We start from the raw sequence: 16,000 nt of genomic DNA, 5'->3' as shown, positions 1-16,000 counted from the left end.
CTGCATCATGAGATCAGTGGCGGCGCGATGGGCGGTCGTCCTTCCCGCCTCCCTTCTCCTCGGTGCACTTTTTGACTGGCTGAACGTCCCCGCCGGCTGGATCCTCGCCGGCATCCTCGCCGCCGGCGCCATGGCACTGTCCACGGGCGAGGAACTCCCGCTCAACCGGATCGTGGAACGCGGCGGCCGGGGCACCATCGGTATCCTGGCCGGTATTCCGCTGGTCGGGGTCTCGCTGGTGGAACTCGGGGACTACGCGCTGCCGGGCATCGTCGTGGCCCTGTTCATCGGGGCGTTCGGCGTCGGCGGCGGACTGCTGCTCTCGCGCGCGGAACGCGCCATCAGCCGCGAGACCGGAATTCTGTCCATGCTCGCCGGTGGTTCCTCGGTCATGCCCGCCCTGGCCCGCGACCTCGGCGCCGACTTCCGCTATGTGGCGCTCAGCCAGTACCTGCGCCTGCTCGCGGTCTCGATGACGTTGCCGCTGGTCACCGTATTCTTTGCGACGCCCGCCGGAACCGGCGCCGACCCCGCCGGCCCGGAGGTCAACCCGTGGATGTTCCCGGTGATCGCCCTGCTCGCTTTCTTCGGCTTCCACGTGGCCAAGTTCCTGCGGCTGCCGTCCCCCGGCGTGTTCGGTCCGCTGCTGCTCACCCTCCTCGGCGGCCTCCTGCTGCCGGCGGAGTGGAGTCTGCAGCCACCGGAGTTCTTCCGCATCTACGCTTTTCTTGCCATCGGCTGGATGTGCGGTGGTGGGCTGTCGATGCGGGCCCTGAAGTTCTTCGCCCGTCAGCTCCCGGCGACGATCCTGTTCATCATCCTGCTCAGCGTCGCGTGCGCGCTGCTGGCGATCCCGATCATGCACTGGGTGGGCATCACCTACTTCGAGGCCTACCTGGCCACCAGTCCCGGCGCGATCGAGACGGCTCTGGCGTTGTCCGCGGAGGGGGGCGCGGGCCCGTCGGTGGTGACGATCCAGCTCATCCGCCTGCTGGGTGTCCTGCTCATCGCCGGTTACCTGCCCCAGATCCTCCGTCTCCTGAGCAAGGGCCGTTGATGCGCTGGCTCATCGTCGCTCCGGTTTCCGTCGGCCTGGGGCTGCTCTTCAGTTACTGGCACGTCCCGGCGGCGTGGATCCTGGCGGCGATCCTCGCCTCCGGCGCCATGGCGCTGTCCACCGGCCGGGAGCTGCCGCTCAACCCCGGGGTCTTCCGCTTCGGCCGCGGCATCATCGGGATGCTCGCCGGTCTCCCCCTGGTCGGGGTTCCGCTCGGGGTGCTGGGCGGGTACCTGCTGCCGGGCCTGTTCGTGGCGGTGGTGACGCTGGCGATCGGAGTCGGCGGCGGCCTGCTGCTGGCCGCGAAGGAGAAGGCCGTCAGCCCCGAGACCGGCATCCTCTCGATGCTGGCGGGAGGCGCGTCCATCATGCCCGTGCTGGCGAAGGAGCTCGGCGCCGACTTCCGCTTCGTCGCCCTGGGCCAGTACCTCCGCCTGCTCGCGGTCTCTGTCTCCCTGCCGTTGGTCACCGCTTTCTTTCCGACGCCCGGCGGGGGCGCCCCCGCCGACGACCCGCCCGTCATCTGGTTCATGGTCCTCGCGGTGGTGCTCGTCGCTTTTGCCGGCGAGGCGCTCGGCCGGCTCGTCCGGTTGCCGGTGCCCAGCGTCCTGGGCCCGCTGATCCTCACGGTCGTCGTCTCACTCCTGCTCCCCGACGGCCTGACCCTCCTGCCGCCGGAGCTCTTCCGCATCCTGGCGTTCCTGACCATCGGCTGGATGTGCGGCGGCGCGCTCTCCTTCCCCGCCCTCCGTGCCTTCGCCCGCCAGCTGCCCGCCACGGTGGCGTTCATCCTGGTGGTCATCGGGGCATGCGCACTCACGGCGGTGCCGCTGGCCGGGTGGCTCGGCATCACCTACTTCGAGGCGTACCTGGCCACCAGCCCCGGCGCCCTGGAGACGGTGCTCGCCCTGTCGAGCGAGGGCGGCGCCGGACCGGCGGTGGTGGCGGTCCAGATGATCCGGCTGATGGCGGTGCTGGCGATCGCCGGGTGGCTCCCGCAGGTGATCCGTCTGCTCACCCGGGGACGGTAGCGGGGACGGTAGCGTAGGCGCCATGTCCTCTATCCGTGTGATCCGTTCCGCCGGGCGCGACATCTGGCGCGGCCCGGACATCCTGTCCCGGCAGTCCTTCCCCGCGACCGGGAACTTCGACCTCGAGGCCAACGCCTTCGGCCTGCTCATGGTGCACAACGACGACGTCGTCGCACCCGGCGAGGGCTTCGACATGCACCAGCACGACAACGTGGAGATCCTCACCTGGGTGGTCGACGGGAGCCTGCGCCACCGCGACAGCGGCTCCACCGGGTCCACCGAACTCGGGGCGGGGTGCGCCCAGCACATCAGCGCGGGTGCCGGGGTGCGGCACTCGGAGGTCAACGCCGCGGGCTACACCAGCCGCAGCAGCGTCCGCGTCGTGCAGTCCTGGCTGCCGGCGGACAACCGGGACACCGCCCCGTTCCACGCCTCCCACGACTACCACGGGGCGCTCGCCGGGGGCGGCCTGGTGCAGATCGCGGGGCCGGGTTCGCCGCTCCCGCTGGGCACCGCGGGCGCCGCACTCTACGCGGCACGGCCCGCCCCGGAGGTGGTCGTCCCGACGGGCGCCTTCGTGCACCTCTACGTGATCCGCGGACACATCGCGGCGGCGGGTGAACGCCTCGCGGAGGGCGATACCCTGCGCGCCACCGACGCGGGAGAGCTCACCGTCGACGGCGAGGGCGAGATCCTGGTGTGGGTGATGGACCGGGAACTCTAGTCGAGGATCTGCTCCCGCAGGATGGACATCGGGATGGAACCCAGTGAGAGTGCCTCCCGGTGGAAATCGGCCACGGACATGCCCTGCGCGACGGCGTCGTCGCGCGTCTGCTGCCACAGGCGCTGCCCCAGCGCGTAGGACGGAGCCTGCCCCGGCCAGCCGAGATAGCGGTTGAGCTCGAAACGCAGGTTCGCCTCGTCCATGGCGGTGTTCTCCCGCAGGAAGGCCTTGGCGTAGGTGGCGTCCCACACCATGGTGCCTTCCGGGACCTTCTTGCCCAGGTGGACGCCGATGTCCAGGACGACGCGGGCGGCGCGGAGCCGCTGGGCGTCGAGAAGCCCCATCCGGGTGCCGGGATCTTCGTGGTAGCCGAGCTCCTCCATGAGCTGCTCGGCGTAGAGCGCCCAGCCTTCGCCGTGGCCGGAGTTCCAGCACGCGACGCGGCGCCACAGGTTGAGGTTGCCGCGCTCGACGAGGGTCTGGCCGATCTGCAGGTGGTGGCCCGGGACGCCCTCGTGGAAGACGGTCGACAACTCCTGCCACGTGTGGAACTTCGCCTGGCCCGCGGGGACGGACCACCACATGCGGCCCGGGCGGGAGAAGTCGTCGCTCGGCGGGGTGTAGAAGATGCCGCCGGTGCCGGCCGGGTCGATCTTCGCCTCGATCGTGCGGACCTGCTCGGGGATGTCGAAGGCGCTGCCGTGGAGGCCGGCGACGGCGTCGTCGGCGGTCTTCTGCATCCACGACAGGAGCTCTTCCTGGCCGTGCAGGGTGTAGCGGGGCTCCTCGTTGAGTTTCCGGTACGCCTGCCGCACGTCCCCGGTGCCGTAGAGCTCGCGGGCGATGGCCTGCTGCTGGGCGTCGATCTCGCGGAGCCGCTCCAGACCCCAGCAATAAGCCTCGTCCAGGTCGACGGAGTCACCGACGAACAGGTGCGAGAAACGCTGGTAGCGCTCCCGGCCCACGCCATCCTCCCGGGGGGCGTGGTTGGCCAGCTGCTCGGAGAGCCAGTCCGCCATGTCGGCGAAGGCTGCCTTGGCCGCCCCGATCTCGGGGGCGTCCTTGACCACGCCGAGGTTCTCCAGCAGGGAGGGCGACTCCACCAGGTCCTGGCACTGCGAGTAGACCTCGTCGATCTGGCGGGCCGGGGCGACGTGGCCGTGGCCGGCAGCCTCGGCGAGGGATTCCCGGTAGCCCGCCAGCGCGGCCGGCACCTTGGACAGGCGGGAGCGGATGGCGTCGATCTGCTCCGGCGTGTCCGTGGGCATGATCAGGAGGGTGTCCCGGATCGTCTGTACCGGGGAGGCGATGTTGTTGAGCTGGGCCAGGTCCTCGCCGTGGTGGTGGAGATCGAGGGCCAGGCAGAGGCGGTCGCGCAGGACGGCGGCGGTGACGTGGTCGACCTCGTCGAAGTCGTCCTCGTCGTCGGAATCATCGGTGCCGTCGTCGAAGGCGTCGACGTCCGCGATCATCTCGCGGGTGCGGTCGGCGAGCGCCCCCCAGTACTCGGGGGAGAAATCCTGCAGCTCGCCGTCGAAGCCCGGGATTCCCCAGGCGGTGGCGTCGGTGGGGGACAAGGCCGCCAGGTCGTGGACGAATCCCTCGCAGGAAGCGTCGAGCAGCGACGGCGATCGCCCGACGTTTCCAGGGTGGCGGGAAGTCGAATTCACGGCGGTATCGGAACTCATGGCTCGTCAGTGTAGCGGGGGTGCCGCCACTAGTCCCATTTTCACCGGGCAGAGCGCAGGTAGCGTGGCAGGTATGAGCTCCGACCAGTTCGCAGATGCGCTCTCTCTCGCCCGTGGCGCCGGGCGCGTGGAGATCTTCACCGGGGCGGGGATGTCCGCCGAATCCGGGCTCGACACCTTCCGCGACGCCCGCACCGGCCTGTGGACGAAGGTGGACCCGGTCGCCTTCGCCTCCCTCGATTCCTGGGCCCGCGACCCCGAACCCATGTGGGCCTGGTACCTGTGGCGCGCGAGCGTGTGCCGGGGCGCCGAACCCAACGCCGGGCACCGGGCCATCGCGGAGTGGGCCGGGTGGGCCGCCCGCGACGGGGCGCACCTCGGGGTGACCACGCAGAACATCGACGACCTGCACGAACGGGGCGGCGCCCGCGACGTCGTGCACCTCCACGGCTCGCTCTTCGACTACCGGTGCACCATCTGCTCCCGCCCCTGGCGCGGCGGGGTGGACTACCCGGCGGAACCGGTGGCGCGGCAGGCCCCGCCCGCCTGCCCGCTGTGCGGCAACCTCATCCGCCCCGGCGTCGTATGGTTCGGGGAGCCGCTCCCCCAGGACGAATGGGACCGGGCGGAGGCGCGGATGCTGGCGGCCGACCTGGTGGTCGTCGTCGGCACCTCCGGTGTGGTCCAGCCGGCGGCGGGCCTGCCCGCCCTGGCGAAACAGTTCGGGGCGAGGGTGCTGGAGATCTCCCCGGAGGAGACGGAGCTGAGCCGCGCCGCCGATGTCTCGTGGCGCAGCACCGCCGCGCAGGGTCTGCCCGAGCTGGTGCTCGGTCTCACCCTCTGAGGCTCCGGGGCGGGGCTCCCCGCGGCAGGGACTACCATTCCCCTCCGTGAGCATCCGTGACTTCTTCGCCGACACCCGACCGCTGCAGGTGCCCGCCTACCGGCGGCTGTGGACGGCGAACATCGCCACCACCATCGGCGCGCAACTCACGGTGGTGGCGGTCCCCGCGCAGATCTACGCCATCACCGGCTCCTCGGCCTACGTCGGTCTCTCGGGGCTCTTCGGGCTGGTGCCGCTGGTGGTTTTCGGGCTGTACGGCGGTTCCATCGCGGACGGCTTCGACAAGCGGAAGGTGCTCGTCGCCTCCACGCTGGGCATGATCCTCACGGCGCTGGCTTTCTGGGGGCTCACGGCCGCCGGCAACACCAACGTGTGGTGGCTGCTGCTGACGTTCTCGCTGCAGCAGGCCTTCTTCGCCGTGAACCAGCCGACGCGCACGGCGGTGTTCCGGTCGATCCTGCCCCTGGAGCAACTTCCGGCGGGAGCCAGTCTGAACATGATGCTCATGCAGGCCGGCGCCATCGTCGGCCCGCTGGTCGCGGGGGCGCTGATCCCCTTCATCGGCTACTCGTGGCTGTACGCGCTCGATGCGGCGCTGCTCATCCCCACCTTGGGTGCGGTGCTCGCGCTACCCGCCCTGCCGCCGGCGGGGAAGGCCGCGCGCGCCGGCTTCCGCTCCGTCGTTGACGGCCTGGCGTATCTGCGCACTCAGCCGGTCCTCATGGTGGCGATGCTGCTGGACCTCATCGCCATGACCTTCGGCATGCCGCGGGCCCTGTACCCGGAGATCGCGGCGGTGAACTTCGGCGAGCACGGCGAAGGCGGCATGATGCTCGCCCTGCTCTACTCCTCCATGGCCGTCGGCGCGGTGGTCGGCGGGTTGGTCTCGGGCTGGATCTCCCGGGTGGTGAGGCAGGGCCTGGCGGTGATCGTGTGCATCCTCGTGTGGGGCGCGGCGGTGATCGTGGCGGGCGCCGCCGTCATGGTCAGCCCCGGCGCGGTGACGGTGTGGGCGTGGCTGGTCATCCTCATGCTCGTGGTCGGCGGGGCGGCGGACATGTTCTCCGCCTCCCTGCGGACCGCGATCCTGCAGCAGTCGGCGGCCGAGCACGTGCAGGGGCGCATCCAGGGCGTCTACATCGTGGTGGTGGTGGGCGGTCCGCGTCTGGCGGACGTGCTGCACGGGTGGGCGGCCGCGCCTTTCGGGGTGGGGTTGGCGACGCTGCTGGGCGGCGTCCTGGTGATCGTGGGCACGCTCGTGTGCGCCGTGCTGGTCCCGGGCTTCACCCGCTACGTCCGGCCCGCCCCGCGGCACGTCGACGAAGAGGACCCGACAAACTGACCTGTCTATTTAGATAAGTAAAAATTAGACAGCGTTGTCTGAATAGATTAGTATGCCCGCATGGCCACCGTCTTCTCCCGTCCCCGCACGCCAGCGGCGAAGTCTCTCCACCTGGTGCGGCTGAACCAGATAGTCACCCGCGGCGAACTCGTCGAGGCGACCGGCCTGTCCCAGCCCACGATCACCCGGGCCGTCAGCTCCCTGATCGGCGCCGGACTGGTGCACGAACGCACCGACCTGACCCGCTCGCAGGGCCGCGGACGCCCCACGATCCCCATCGAGCTGAGCAACCACCCGGCGCTGCACGCCGGCGTCGCCGTGGGTACGTCCACGACCTACATCGGGCTCTTCGACACCCGCGGCCGCACCATCCGCGACGCCGACGTCCCCACGCCGGTGGCCGAGCTCACCGAATCCGACTTCATCGAGCACGTCATGGCCGGTCTCAACCGGCTCACCGCCGGCCTGGAGCGCCCCCTGGCCTCCGTCGGCGTGACCACCTCGGGCCGGGTGTCCGAGGACGGCATCGTGGACGCGCCGAACCTCGGCTGGCACGGCGTCGACTTCGCCGGCCGGCTGCGCTACCAGTTCTCCGTGCCCGTCGTCGTTTCTGCTGCGGTGCCCGCCATTCTCGGCTCCGAGATCCAGTCCGCCGACCTGCCCACCGGCACCATGGCGCTGTTCGCCGACGACTCCATCGGCGCGGCGGTGGCCGACGAGCAGGGCGTGGCCCAGATCGACCTGCCCGGCCGCGCCCGCGACCTGACCACCGCCGCGGTCCTGCGGGAACGCTGGCCCAACGTGCGGGCCGCGGCCGCCGACCCCGCCGCCCGCGGGCTTCTCGACGACCGCGCCCGCCGCCTCGCCGACCTCACCGTCGACGTGGCGCAGCGCCATCAGCCGAGCACCATCGTCGTCGCCGGTTCCGCCTTCATCGACGACTCCGCCGCCCCCAAGCTCTTCGCGTCGCAGGTGCGCACCCGGCTGCCCGAGGTGCAGATGCGCCTGATTCCCACCCACCGCGAGGTCGTGCGCGCCATCGCCCGTGCGGTGGCACTCGATCAGGCGCTGCGGGAACCGTTGGCCCTATACTCATGATCCATGGTTTCCCGGATGCGTACCCGACACTTCGCCCAGGCCAAGGCCGAGGGCCGGAAAATTTCCTGCCTGACCGCCTACGATGCCCCCACCGCCGCCATCTTCGACGAGGCGGGCATTGACCTTCTCCTCGTCGGTGACTCCGCCGCCAACGTGGTGCTCGGCCAGGATTCGACCCTGTCGATCACCGTCGAGGAGATGATGACGATGGCCACCGCGGTCGCCCGCGCCACCGAGCGCGCCTTCGTCGTCTCGGACCTCCCCTTCGGCTCCTACGAGGCCTCTCCGGCCCAGGCGCTGGAGACGGCCGTGCGCTTCATGAAGCGGACGGGCATCTCGGCCGTGAAGATCGAGGGCGGCGTGGAGATCGCCCCGACGATCCGCACGCTCGTCGACGCCGGCATCCCCGTCATGGCCCACATCGGTTACACCCCGCAGTCCGAGCACGCCCTCGGCGGCTACGTCGTCCAGGGCCGCGGCGAAGGCGCGGCCAAGCTCCGCTCGGACGCGCTCGCCGTGCAGGAGGCCGGGGCTTTCTCCGTGGTCCTGGAGATGGTGCCCGCCGGCATCGCCGGGGAGATCACCCGGGAGCTCGAGATCCCGACGGTCGGCATCGGCGCCGGGAACAGCACCGACGGCCAGATTCTCGTGTGGACCGACGCCTTCGGCCTCACCCGCGGCCGCACCCCCCGTTTCGCTCGCCGCTACGCCGAGGTCGGCGATGTGCTTCTCGACGCCGCCCGTTCCTACCTCACCGACGTGCGCTCCGGCGACTTCCCCAACGAGGACGAGTCCTTCCGGGACGAGAGATGACGGTCCTGGCACGCTCGATCGCGCAGCTGCGCTCCGCCGTCGCCTCCCTGGAGGGATCCGTCGGGCTGGTGCCCACCATGGGCGCCCTCCACGACGGGCACGGCCAACTGATCTCGAAGGCCGCCGCGGAGAACACCTCCGTCGTGGTGAGCATCTTCGTCAACCCGTTGCAGTTCACCGACCTCGGCGACTGCGCGGACTTCCGCGACTACCCGCGCGATCTGCGGGCCGACCTGGACCGCGTGGAACGTCTCGGCGTGGATGTCGTCTTCGCCCCCTCCGAGGAAGAGATGTATCCCGGCGGCGTGCCCCAGGTGTGGGTCCGCGCCGGCGAGATGGGCGAACGCCTGGAGGGCGCGGCCCGCCCCGGCCACTTCGACGGAGTGACCACCGTGGTGGCCAAGCTCTTCCAGCTCATCCAGCCCGACCGCGCCTACTTCGGGGAAAAGGACGCTCAGCAGCTGGCCATCATCCAGCGCATGGTCGCCGACCTCAATTTCCCCCTGGCCATCCGGCCGGTGCCCATCATCCGCGGGAAGGACGGGCTGGCAGAGTCATCCCGCAACCAGCACCTGACACCGGAGGCCCGTGAACAGGCCCTGGTGCTCCCGCACACCCTGGCGGCGCTGCGGGAACGCGCCGCCGCAGGCCGGCCGCTGGAGCTGGAGTCGGCGCGCGCGCAGCTGCGCGGGGCGCCGGGCGTGGAGCTGGACCACCTCGAGATCGTCGACGCCGCCACCCTGCTGCCCGTCGACGAGGTCGGGGCGGGGGCCCTGGCCGTGGCCGCGATCCACGTCGGCGGCACCCGGCTCATCGATAACGCGCGACTGCTTCCGCCGCTTTCTTAGCGTAGGGCCCGACCCCGGTGATCGTCGCCGAACCGGGGCCCACCCAGTCGCCGTAACCGACCAGGTGGAGCGGCAGCCCCCGGTCCAGGAGCTTCCGGAACGGCCGGATCGCCGGACGGAAGCCGGTGCACCAGATGAGGTGGTCGGCGTCGATGTCGTCGAGGCTGGCGAACAGGGGGGTGGCCACGAGGCGACCCTCGTCGCGGGCCTTCTTCACCGCCGGCAGCACGACGATGTCGCCGAGCTCCGAATCCGCCCCCGGGTCCTCCTCCCCGCGCAGGATCGCCAGGGCGCGGAGGCTGTTACGGCGGAAGAGGACGCGGCCGTCGACGTCGTCGGGCATCCAGCGCGGTTCATGCCGGGTGTACCAGGTGACGTCCGCGACATCCGTGAGTTCGGCGGCGATCTGCGCGCCCGAGTTCGCGGCCCCGACCACCGCCACCTTCGTCCCCCGGAAGGGTTCCGGCCCGGGGTAATTCGCCGAATGCCACTGGCGGCCCGCGAAGGTGCCCGGGTACACGGGGACGAAAGGCGCGGACCAGGTGCCCGTCGCCGCCACCACCTGCCTGGCCCGCCACTCGCGGTCGCCGGCGCGCAGATGGAAGACCTCGCCGTCGTGGGTGACCTCCTCCACCGTCACGGGCCGGATAACCTCCAGGTCGTAGCGCTTCTCGTAGTCGGCGAGGTAGTCGACCACGTGGCTGGCCGGCGGGAAACCCTCGTAGGCCGGCATGGGTCGGCCGGGCAGGTTGGAGAACTCGGAAGTGGAGAACAACGTCATCGACGGCCACACATGCAGCCATGCGCCGCCGGGGGTGGGCTGGGCGTCGAGAAGCAGGGGCGTGATGCCGACGCGCCGGAGGTAGTAGGCGGTGGCCAGGCCGGACTGGCCGGCGCCGACGATGATCACTTCGTGCATGCCTCCACCCTAGTCAGGCGGCCTGCGCGATCTCCGCGTCCGCGCGCTCCAGGGCCCGGTAGGTCGCCTCGAAGGCCTCGCACACGTCGCCGGGGACGGCGTATCCGCCGGTCACGGCCCGCAGCTCCCGGAAGAGCCCTTCGGCGCGCGCGGCATCGGAGTCCGCGAGCTCCTGCGTGATCTCCCGGACGCGGGTCATCTCGGGGTGGTGGGCGCCGTGCACGCGCTCGACGATCGGGGCGAGCCTGGCGGCCTGGGAGAGGTTCTGGTTGATCATGGGACGAGCTCCTTATCTCTGGGGATGCCCCTCAGCCTAGGACCACCCGGCAGACCCGTCCTTGACCTGGATCAAAGACCGGATTGCAGCCGTCGCGCCAGCTCAGCCCCCCATTCCCGGGCACGCTCCAGCTCGCCGGGGAGCACCGGCCCCTCGTAGCCGTCGACGTAGAAGCTCTCCGGATCGGCCACCAGGCGGCAGCCCAGCTTCCGCAGTTTCTTGGCCGCCGCCTTGCCCGCGTGGCCGGGCAGATCCGGGTGGCGGACATGGGTGTCGAAGGTGGCGGCCGCCAGGTCCGCCGGCCCCTCCGCCAGCCATTCGCGCACCCCGGATTCGATCAGGTCGCCGCCGCGCCGGCGGGCGTCCTCCCTCGTCCCCGCCCGGCTGAGGCCGAAGGCGTGCGTGGGCGCACCCACCACGAGCAGGTCCGCCTCCACCTGCGCCAGCGGCGGCGCCGTGTCCACGGCGACGATCTCCGCCTCCACCTGCGCCGACAGCCCTGCGTGGATTGCCTCGGCTACGGACTTCGTGTTGCCCCAGGCTGATTCGTAGACGATGAGTGCCTTCATGGTTTCTTCTCCTTATGCTTCTCGACGAAAAACGGCGGCCATGAGCGGGCCCGCGGCCATGAGCGTCAGCCAGACGGTGGTGATCACAGCGATCTCGAAGGTGTCCCCCCGGTCCATCCCGAGCAGAGCCGACACCAGCACCAGCGCCGCCAGGACGCCGGCGAAACTCAGCGTCAGCAACCAGCGCAGCGCCTTCTCCACCCTGCCGCCTCCCCCGAACACGGGCGCGAGGGCCAGCAGCGCGAGGCTCATCAGCAGGTAGGCGAGCTCCTCCAGGGCGATGAAGACGCCGTTGGGGTTGTACTGGGTGAGCAGGGCCCAGCCGTCGAGCTGGTTCTTCTCCAGGTTCAGCTGCATGACGCTGAACTGGAGGAAGTAGTTGGCCAGCTGCACCGTGGCGGCCATGACCGCGGCGCACAGCCCGGCCAGGCTGAAGATTCGGCGGTGCGGCGGCGCGTGCTCGTGCACAGCGGCGACCAGCGCCACGAACGACAGCATCAACAGCATCGCCGGGACCATCCAGAGATAGTCCCCCGGCCACTGGGCGACGATGGTCGCGTTGGCGAAAGGGTAGGGCTCGTCGTCGGGCAGGGCCGTCAACGCGAGGGCGAAGGTGACCACGGTCAGGACGGTGGTGGTGACGGCGGCGATGAAACCGAACCGCCGGGTAGCTGATGGCTGCGGGGTACCGGACATGCCGATCCTGCCTTCTTCGGGATGCGCTCCTGGTGCCTTCAGCCTAACCCCGGCTACTCCCCCAGCGCAGCGTTGTGGCGCTTCGACAACTCGACGTAGCGCCCGGCGTGCGGGATGAAACCGGCGGACTGCTCCTCGCTGAGTTCCCGCCGGATCTTGGCGGGAACGCCGGCGGCCAGGGCGCGGTCCGGGATCTCCATGCCCTCGAGCACCACGGCGCCGGCTGCGATGAGCGCACCTGCGCCAATGACGCTGCGGGAGAGCAGCGTCGACTTCATCCCCACCAGCGTGCCGTCGCCCACCGTCGTGCCGTGGACCAGCGCCATGTGCCCGATGGTGACGTCCTCGCCGAGGATGCAGGGCGCGTCCCCGTCGACGTGCAGCACGGAGTTGTCCTGGATGTTGGTGCGGGCGCCGATACGGATGGCGTTGACGTCCCCGCGGAGGACACAGCCGTAGAAGACGGACGCGTCGGGGCCGATCTCCACGTCGCCGATGATGACCGCCGTGGGCGCGACCCAGGCGGTGGGATGGATCTTCGGCTTCTTGCCCTCGAACTCGATGATCATTTCAGTGCCTCTCTGACTGATGCGGGACCGGTGAACAGGACAGCCCGCAGGCCGAACTCCTCCGCCGCTTTCACGTTCACCGGATCGGCGTCGAAGAACACCGTCTCCTTGGCCGTGGCACCCATGGCGTCCAGGGCGACGGCGAAGGCGCGGGGGTCGGGTTTGATCAGGCCGATGTCGCAGGACATCGTCACCGCGTCGAAGCGCTGGAACCACCCGTGCTGCTTGCGGGCGCGTCCGGCCAGGCCGGCCGGGACGTTGGAGAGGATGCCGCAGCATACTCCGGCATCGATGAGCGAGAGCACGAGGGCGACCATCTCCGGATCCTCCGCCATCAACGTGGCCCAGTCCGCCTCCACCGCCTCCACGATGTCGAAGGGCGCCACGCCCGCGCGGACCTGCAGCTGCCGCCAGAAACGTTCGTCTCCGACGTCGCCGGAATCGTAGGCGGGCCGCAGATCCTCGTACACCGGCCAGATGCCTGCGTCGCCCCCGACCGCCAGCTCAACGCGACGCCGCCCGGCGTCGGTCCGCTCCTTCAGCAACACCCCGTAGAGATCGAACAACAGAGCACTCATACGACCACTCTACGTAAATACAATGGGGCGGCATGATCGACTTCAACGCCCCCGCAGATCACGTGGCCCCCCTGCTCCTGGGCGCAGTGGTGACCATGGGCGGCGTCTCCGTCCGTCTCACCGAGGTGGAGGCCTATCTCGGCACGGAGGACGAGGCCGCCCACACCTTCCGCGGGCGGACGCCGCGCAACGCCGCAATGTTCGGGCCGCCCGGGCGGCTCTACGTGTACCTGTCCTACGGCATCCACCTGGCCGGCAACATCGTCTGCGCGCCGGAGGGCACCGGCCACGGCTGCCTCATGCGGGCCGGCGAGGTGGTGGCCGGCGTCGACCTGGCCAGGGAGCGGCGCGGGGACGTACCCTTCGAGAAGCTGGCCTCCGGCCCCGGCAACCTGGGCAAGACCCTGGGTCTGTCCCTGGCGGACAACGGCACGCCGGTGCCCCTGGACCTGCCCGACATCGTGCCGGAGCACGTCCGCGGACCTCGGGTGGGGATCTCGAAGAACATGGACGCCCCGCTGCGCTTCTGGATCCCCGGCGACCGGACGGTGTCGGCGCGGCGGGGGCCGGCGGCACGGCGGCGCTGAGCGGACGGCGGGCTGACGGCGGGTGGGGCCCGCCGGAGATGTGCCGATGCGGGACACCTCCGGTCTCCACCGTGCGGGCAGGATGAGGTGAGCGCCAGGATGTGACCCACAACACGCGGAAAAGCCTGTCCGCGGCCCGGTCCGCACGGCGCGCCCACCGTCCCCGCACGAGAACAGGAAACAATTATGTCAACGGAGTTCAAGGACAAGGTCGCGCTCGTATCCGGAGCGGGTTCCGGCATCGGCGCCGCGACCGCCAAGATCCTGGCCGGCGGCGGCGCCTCGGTCGTCCTGACCGACATCAACCTCGAGGCCGCGCAGCAGATCGCCGAGGAGATCACCCAGGCCGGCGGCACGGCCACTCCCTTCAAGGCGAATGTCGCCGACCCCGAGGACGCAGAGGCGTCCGTCGCCTTCGCCAAGGAGACCTACGGCGGACTGCACCTGGCCTTCAACAACGCCGGCGTCGTCGGCGCGGAGAAGCACGTCGCGGACCTGGAGATCGCCGACTGGCAGAAGGTCATCGACATCAACCTCAACGGCGTCTTCTACGGCCTGAAATACCAGATCCCCGAGATCCTGGCCTCGGGCGGCGGCGCGATCGTCAACACCTCCTCCATCGCCGGATTCATCGCCGTGGAGAACCTGTCCCACTACACCGCGTCCAAGCACGCGGTGGCCGGTCTGACCAAGACCGCAGCCCGGGAGTACGGCAAGCAGGGCATCCGCATCAACTCCGTGCACCCGGGCTACATCATGACCCCGCTTATCGCACAGTGGACGGATGTGGCACTGGCACCCCTGGAGGCGCTCCACCCGATCGGGCGACTCGGCCAGCCCGAGGAGATCGCCGAGGTCGTGGCCTTCCTGCTCTCCGACAAGGCCTCCTTCGTCAGCGGCTCCCAGATCGTGGCCGACGGCGGTTTCCTCTCGGTCTGATCCCCACCCCGTGGGCGGGTGGGGCCCGCACCCGCCCACCGCCTGCCCCTGTGCGGAAGCGTGGTGCAACGTAGTATGCAGTCATGTATTCCCTGACAATTCGCCGCGAGGCCGAGGCCGACATCCCCGCGATCCGCGAGCTGACCTCCCGCGCATTCGTCGGCAAGCCCTACTCGAAGCAGCGTGAGGCGCAGATTGTGGAGTCGCTCCGCGACGCCGACGCCCTCACCCTCTCCTTCATCGTGGTGAAGGGCCCCGACGTGGCCGGCCACGTCGGGGCCGCCCCCGTGGAGATCAGCGACGGAACGCCGAACTGGTACTTCGTGGGCCCCATCAGCGTGGCCCCGGAGCACCAGGGCGAGGGAGTCGGGTCCCTGCTCATGGAGCGCGCCCTGGCGGAGCTGCGTGAACTCGGTGCCGGCGGCGCCGTCGCTCTCGGCGATCCGAACTACTACGGACGTTTCGGCCTGGCCAACGTGCCGGACCTGGTCTACCCGGAGTATGACCCGCAGTACTTCATGGCTCTCCCCCTCGCCGACGACGCCGTCCCCACCGGCGAGGTCCGCTTCCCCCTCGGCTTCCGGGCCTGAGTTCAGAGGGCGACCTCCCGGTTCGTGTACTCGTACCGGCGCCGCTCACCCTCCTGGTAGACGCGCCCGGGGACGCCGGGCCGGAGGGTACCCGCCGGGCCGGCCTGCATCTTCACCTCGATGACCACCGGCGATGCGCAGTGGATGAGCAGTTCCTGCCCCGAGTCGAGGCTCAGCCGCAGGCCCGAGTCCCGCCACCACTCCCATGCGACGGCCTCCGCGAGCTTGTTGATCTCCGCGATCCGGTCCTGGATCCGCGTGATCTGTGTGATGGTGCCGGTGAGCTCATAAGAGTCGCCCTCCGCCCCACCGGGGCGGGCCTCCAGCACGGACTCGACCCGCTCCCCCTCCGGGAAGTCGAGGACCTGCTCCACGAACTCCAGCTCGACCGCCCCCCGGTCGGTGTCCAGCCAGGCGCCGAAGGCGCCGACGCCGTCGTCCAGCTCCAGGTCGGTGCCGTATGCGCGCAACTGCGCGCCCGTGAGTCCCCGGAGGACCTCGAGGCTCTCGGGCGACAGGAAGGTTTCGGTTGTCATGGGGTCTCCTCCGGGGCGTCAGTTTTTCCTGCCAGCCTACGGGTGGCCCGGTGCGTGGCCGGGAAGAGCAGGCCCACGCGGACGGGCACGGACAGGAACGGCACACTTTCCGTGCGTGTGATACGTCAGTTGTTTCAAACAACTCCTAAATTACTCCGCCGCGAGAATGTTCCGAATAGTAGCTTTAAGCCCAGTTCAGAGGGGAAAATGGGAGTTGTTCGGAGTAATCTTCCGACCGATTTACTGCGATCCGGAATCCTCCCTTCGCCCTGCCGGAAAACCCCCGGGATCCGTA

At 70.1% G+C, this 16,000-nt stretch carries 19 protein-coding genes; 11 read left to right on the top strand and 8 right to left on the bottom strand.

Annotated features, from left to right (window positions below; all coding sequences use genetic code 11):
* The first annotated feature begins 7 nt into the window (after positions 1 to 7).
* The 3 genes from B840_RS00660 to B840_RS00650 are packed head-to-tail and all read left to right on the top strand — an operon-like array spanning position 8 to position 2,812.
* Complete coding sequence (locus B840_RS00660; RefSeq protein WP_042620526.1) at positions 8 to 1,057, top strand: AbrB family transcriptional regulator; 1,050 nt, start codon at positions 8 to 10, stop codon at positions 1,055 to 1,057.
* The gene (locus B840_RS00655; RefSeq protein ID WP_042620525.1) at positions 1,057 to 2,088 is read left to right on the top strand and encodes an AbrB family transcriptional regulator; all 1,032 of its coding nucleotides are present in this window, start codon (positions 1,057 to 1,059) and stop codon (positions 2,086 to 2,088) included. Before B840_RS00660 ends, B840_RS00655 begins: the two co-directional genes overlap by 1 nt.
* Positions 2,089 to 2,110: 22 nt before the next feature.
* Positions 2,111 to 2,812, top strand: a complete 702-nt coding sequence (locus tag B840_RS00650; protein WP_042620524.1) for a pirin family protein — start codon at positions 2,111 to 2,113, stop codon at positions 2,810 to 2,812.
* Here B840_RS00650 and B840_RS00645 read toward each other — a convergent pair.
* The gene (locus B840_RS00645) at positions 2,809 to 4,500 is read right to left on the bottom strand and encodes a DUF885 domain-containing protein (RefSeq protein ID WP_042620523.1); all 1,692 of its coding nucleotides are present in this window, start codon (positions 4,498 to 4,500) and stop codon (positions 2,809 to 2,811) included. The two genes, B840_RS00650 and B840_RS00645, sit on opposite strands and share 4 nt — an antisense overlap.
* 73 nt (positions 4,501 to 4,573) lie before the next feature.
* Between B840_RS00645 and B840_RS00640 the strand changes: the two genes are divergently transcribed.
* From B840_RS00640 to panC, 5 genes are read left to right on the top strand one after another with little or no spacing between them, the layout of a single operon-like run.
* On the top strand, positions 4,574 to 5,344 hold the full coding sequence (locus B840_RS00640; RefSeq protein ID WP_042620522.1) for an NAD-dependent deacylase: 771 nt from the start codon (positions 4,574 to 4,576) through the stop codon (positions 5,342 to 5,344).
* Positions 5,345 to 5,390: 46 nt separating this feature from the next.
* A complete protein-coding gene (locus B840_RS00635; RefSeq protein ID WP_042620521.1) occupies positions 5,391 to 6,686 on the top strand; it encodes an MFS transporter in 1,296 nt (431 codons plus the stop codon).
* Positions 6,687 to 6,746: 60 nt separating this feature from the next.
* A complete protein-coding gene (locus B840_RS00630; protein WP_042620520.1) occupies positions 6,747 to 7,784 on the top strand; it encodes an ROK family transcriptional regulator in 1,038 nt (345 codons plus the stop codon).
* 3 nt (positions 7,785 to 7,787) lie between these two features.
* On the top strand, positions 7,788 to 8,597 hold the full coding sequence (gene panB, locus B840_RS00625) for a 3-methyl-2-oxobutanoate hydroxymethyltransferase (protein ID WP_042620519.1): 810 nt from the start codon (positions 7,788 to 7,790) through the stop codon (positions 8,595 to 8,597).
* On the top strand, positions 8,594 to 9,445 hold the full coding sequence (panC, locus tag B840_RS00620) for a pantoate--beta-alanine ligase (protein ID WP_042620518.1): 852 nt from the start codon (positions 8,594 to 8,596) through the stop codon (positions 9,443 to 9,445). The genes panB and panC overlap by 4 nt, the downstream gene beginning before the upstream one ends.
* Here the strand turns inward: panC and B840_RS00615 are convergent.
* From B840_RS00615 to B840_RS00590, 6 genes are all read right to left on the bottom strand, one after another.
* Positions 9,408 to 10,364 carry an NAD(P)-binding domain-containing protein gene (locus B840_RS00615; RefSeq protein WP_042620517.1) on the bottom strand — a complete coding sequence of 319 codons (957 nt, stop codon included), beginning with the start codon at positions 10,362 to 10,364 and terminating at the stop codon, positions 9,408 to 9,410. The two genes, panC and B840_RS00615, sit on opposite strands and share 38 nt — an antisense overlap.
* 13 nt (positions 10,365 to 10,377) lie before the next feature.
* Complete coding sequence (locus B840_RS00610) at positions 10,378 to 10,641, bottom strand: hypothetical protein (protein ID WP_042620516.1); 264 nt, start codon at positions 10,639 to 10,641, stop codon at positions 10,378 to 10,380.
* Between the two features lie 71 nt (positions 10,642 to 10,712).
* A complete protein-coding gene (locus B840_RS00605; RefSeq protein WP_042620515.1) occupies positions 10,713 to 11,210 on the bottom strand; it encodes a flavodoxin family protein in 498 nt (165 codons plus the stop codon).
* A 12-nt stretch (positions 11,211 to 11,222) separates the two neighbouring features.
* Positions 11,223 to 11,906, bottom strand: coding sequence for a hypothetical protein (locus tag B840_RS00600; protein WP_042620514.1), 684 nt, complete (start codon positions 11,904 to 11,906; stop codon positions 11,223 to 11,225).
* Positions 11,907 to 11,959: 53 nt separating this feature from the next.
* Positions 11,960 to 12,475, bottom strand: a complete 516-nt coding sequence (locus tag B840_RS00595; RefSeq protein ID WP_042620513.1) for a gamma carbonic anhydrase family protein — start codon at positions 12,473 to 12,475, stop codon at positions 11,960 to 11,962.
* Positions 12,472 to 13,053 carry an HAD family hydrolase gene (locus B840_RS00590; protein WP_042620512.1) on the bottom strand — a complete coding sequence of 194 codons (582 nt, stop codon included), beginning with the start codon at positions 13,051 to 13,053 and terminating at the stop codon, positions 12,472 to 12,474. Before B840_RS00590 ends, B840_RS00595 begins: the two co-directional genes overlap by 4 nt.
* 32 nt (positions 13,054 to 13,085) lie before the next feature.
* Here B840_RS00590 and B840_RS00585 point away from each other — a divergent pair, with 32 nt between their 5' ends.
* The 3 genes from B840_RS00585 to B840_RS00575 all read left to right on the top strand — a co-directional run bounded on the left by B840_RS00585 (position 13,086) and on the right by B840_RS00575 (position 15,169).
* On the top strand, positions 13,086 to 13,640 hold the full coding sequence (locus tag B840_RS00585) for a DNA-3-methyladenine glycosylase (protein ID WP_042620511.1): 555 nt from the start codon (positions 13,086 to 13,088) through the stop codon (positions 13,638 to 13,640).
* Between the two features lie 186 nt (positions 13,641 to 13,826).
* Positions 13,827 to 14,579, top strand: coding sequence for an SDR family NAD(P)-dependent oxidoreductase (locus tag B840_RS00580; protein ID WP_042620510.1), 753 nt, complete (start codon positions 13,827 to 13,829; stop codon positions 14,577 to 14,579).
* A gap of 83 nt (positions 14,580 to 14,662) precedes the next feature.
* Positions 14,663 to 15,169 (top strand): GNAT family N-acetyltransferase, encoded by a 507-nt coding sequence (locus tag B840_RS00575; protein WP_042620509.1) that lies wholly within the window; start codon positions 14,663 to 14,665, stop codon positions 15,167 to 15,169.
* Between the two features lie 2 nt (positions 15,170 to 15,171).
* Here the strand turns inward: B840_RS00575 and B840_RS00570 are convergent, their stop codons facing one another.
* Positions 15,172 to 15,705, bottom strand: coding sequence for a hypothetical protein (locus B840_RS00570; RefSeq protein WP_042620508.1), 534 nt, complete (start codon positions 15,703 to 15,705; stop codon positions 15,172 to 15,174).
* Between the last annotated feature and the right edge of the window lie 295 nt (positions 15,706 to 16,000).

Source organism: Corynebacterium marinum DSM 44953, from assembly GCF_000835165.1.
GTDB lineage: Bacteria > Actinomycetota > Actinomycetes > Mycobacteriales > Mycobacteriaceae > Corynebacterium > Corynebacterium marinum.
Note: the sequence above shows the minus strand (reverse complement) of the source record. Positions and strands in the feature narration are given on the sequence as shown.

Coding starts and splice junctions, on each gene's coding strand:
- B840_RS00630 (WP_042620520.1), top strand. CDS start 6,747: ATGGCCACCGTCTTCTCCCGTCCCCGCACGCCAGCGGCGAAGTCTCTC.
- B840_RS00650 (WP_042620524.1), top strand. CDS start 2,111: ATGTCCTCTATCCGTGTGATCCGTTCCGCCGGGCGCGACATCTGGCGC.
- B840_RS00660 (WP_042620526.1), top strand. CDS start 8: ATGAGATCAGTGGCGGCGCGATGGGCGGTCGTCCTTCCCGCCTCCCTT.
- B840_RS00585 (WP_042620511.1), top strand. CDS start 13,086: ATGATCGACTTCAACGCCCCCGCAGATCACGTGGCCCCCCTGCTCCTG.
- B840_RS00605 (WP_042620515.1), bottom strand. CDS start 11,210: ATGAAGGCACTCATCGTCTACGAATCAGCCTGGGGCAACACGAAGTCC.
- panC (WP_042620518.1), top strand. CDS start 8,594: ATGACGGTCCTGGCACGCTCGATCGCGCAGCTGCGCTCCGCCGTCGCC.
- B840_RS00595 (WP_042620513.1), bottom strand. CDS start 12,475: ATGATCATCGAGTTCGAGGGCAAGAAGCCGAAGATCCATCCCACCGCC.
- B840_RS00615 (WP_042620517.1), bottom strand. CDS start 10,364: ATGCACGAAGTGATCATCGTCGGCGCCGGCCAGTCCGGCCTGGCCACC.
- B840_RS00640 (WP_042620522.1), top strand. CDS start 4,574: ATGAGCTCCGACCAGTTCGCAGATGCGCTCTCTCTCGCCCGTGGCGCC.
- B840_RS00645 (WP_042620523.1), bottom strand. CDS start 4,500: ATGAGTTCCGATACCGCCGTGAATTCGACTTCCCGCCACCCTGGAAAC.
- B840_RS00580 (WP_042620510.1), top strand. CDS start 13,827: ATGTCAACGGAGTTCAAGGACAAGGTCGCGCTCGTATCCGGAGCGGGT.
- B840_RS00590 (WP_042620512.1), bottom strand. CDS start 13,053: ATGAGTGCTCTGTTGTTCGATCTCTACGGGGTGTTGCTGAAGGAGCGG.
- B840_RS00600 (WP_042620514.1), bottom strand. CDS start 11,906: ATGTCCGGTACCCCGCAGCCATCAGCTACCCGGCGGTTCGGTTTCATC.
- B840_RS00655 (WP_042620525.1), top strand. CDS start 1,057: ATGCGCTGGCTCATCGTCGCTCCGGTTTCCGTCGGCCTGGGGCTGCTC.
- panB (WP_042620519.1), top strand. CDS start 7,788: ATGGTTTCCCGGATGCGTACCCGACACTTCGCCCAGGCCAAGGCCGAG.
- B840_RS00575 (WP_042620509.1), top strand. CDS start 14,663: ATGTATTCCCTGACAATTCGCCGCGAGGCCGAGGCCGACATCCCCGCG.
- B840_RS00570 (WP_042620508.1), bottom strand. CDS start 15,705: ATGACAACCGAAACCTTCCTGTCGCCCGAGAGCCTCGAGGTCCTCCGG.
- B840_RS00610 (WP_042620516.1), bottom strand. CDS start 10,641: ATGATCAACCAGAACCTCTCCCAGGCCGCCAGGCTCGCCCCGATCGTC.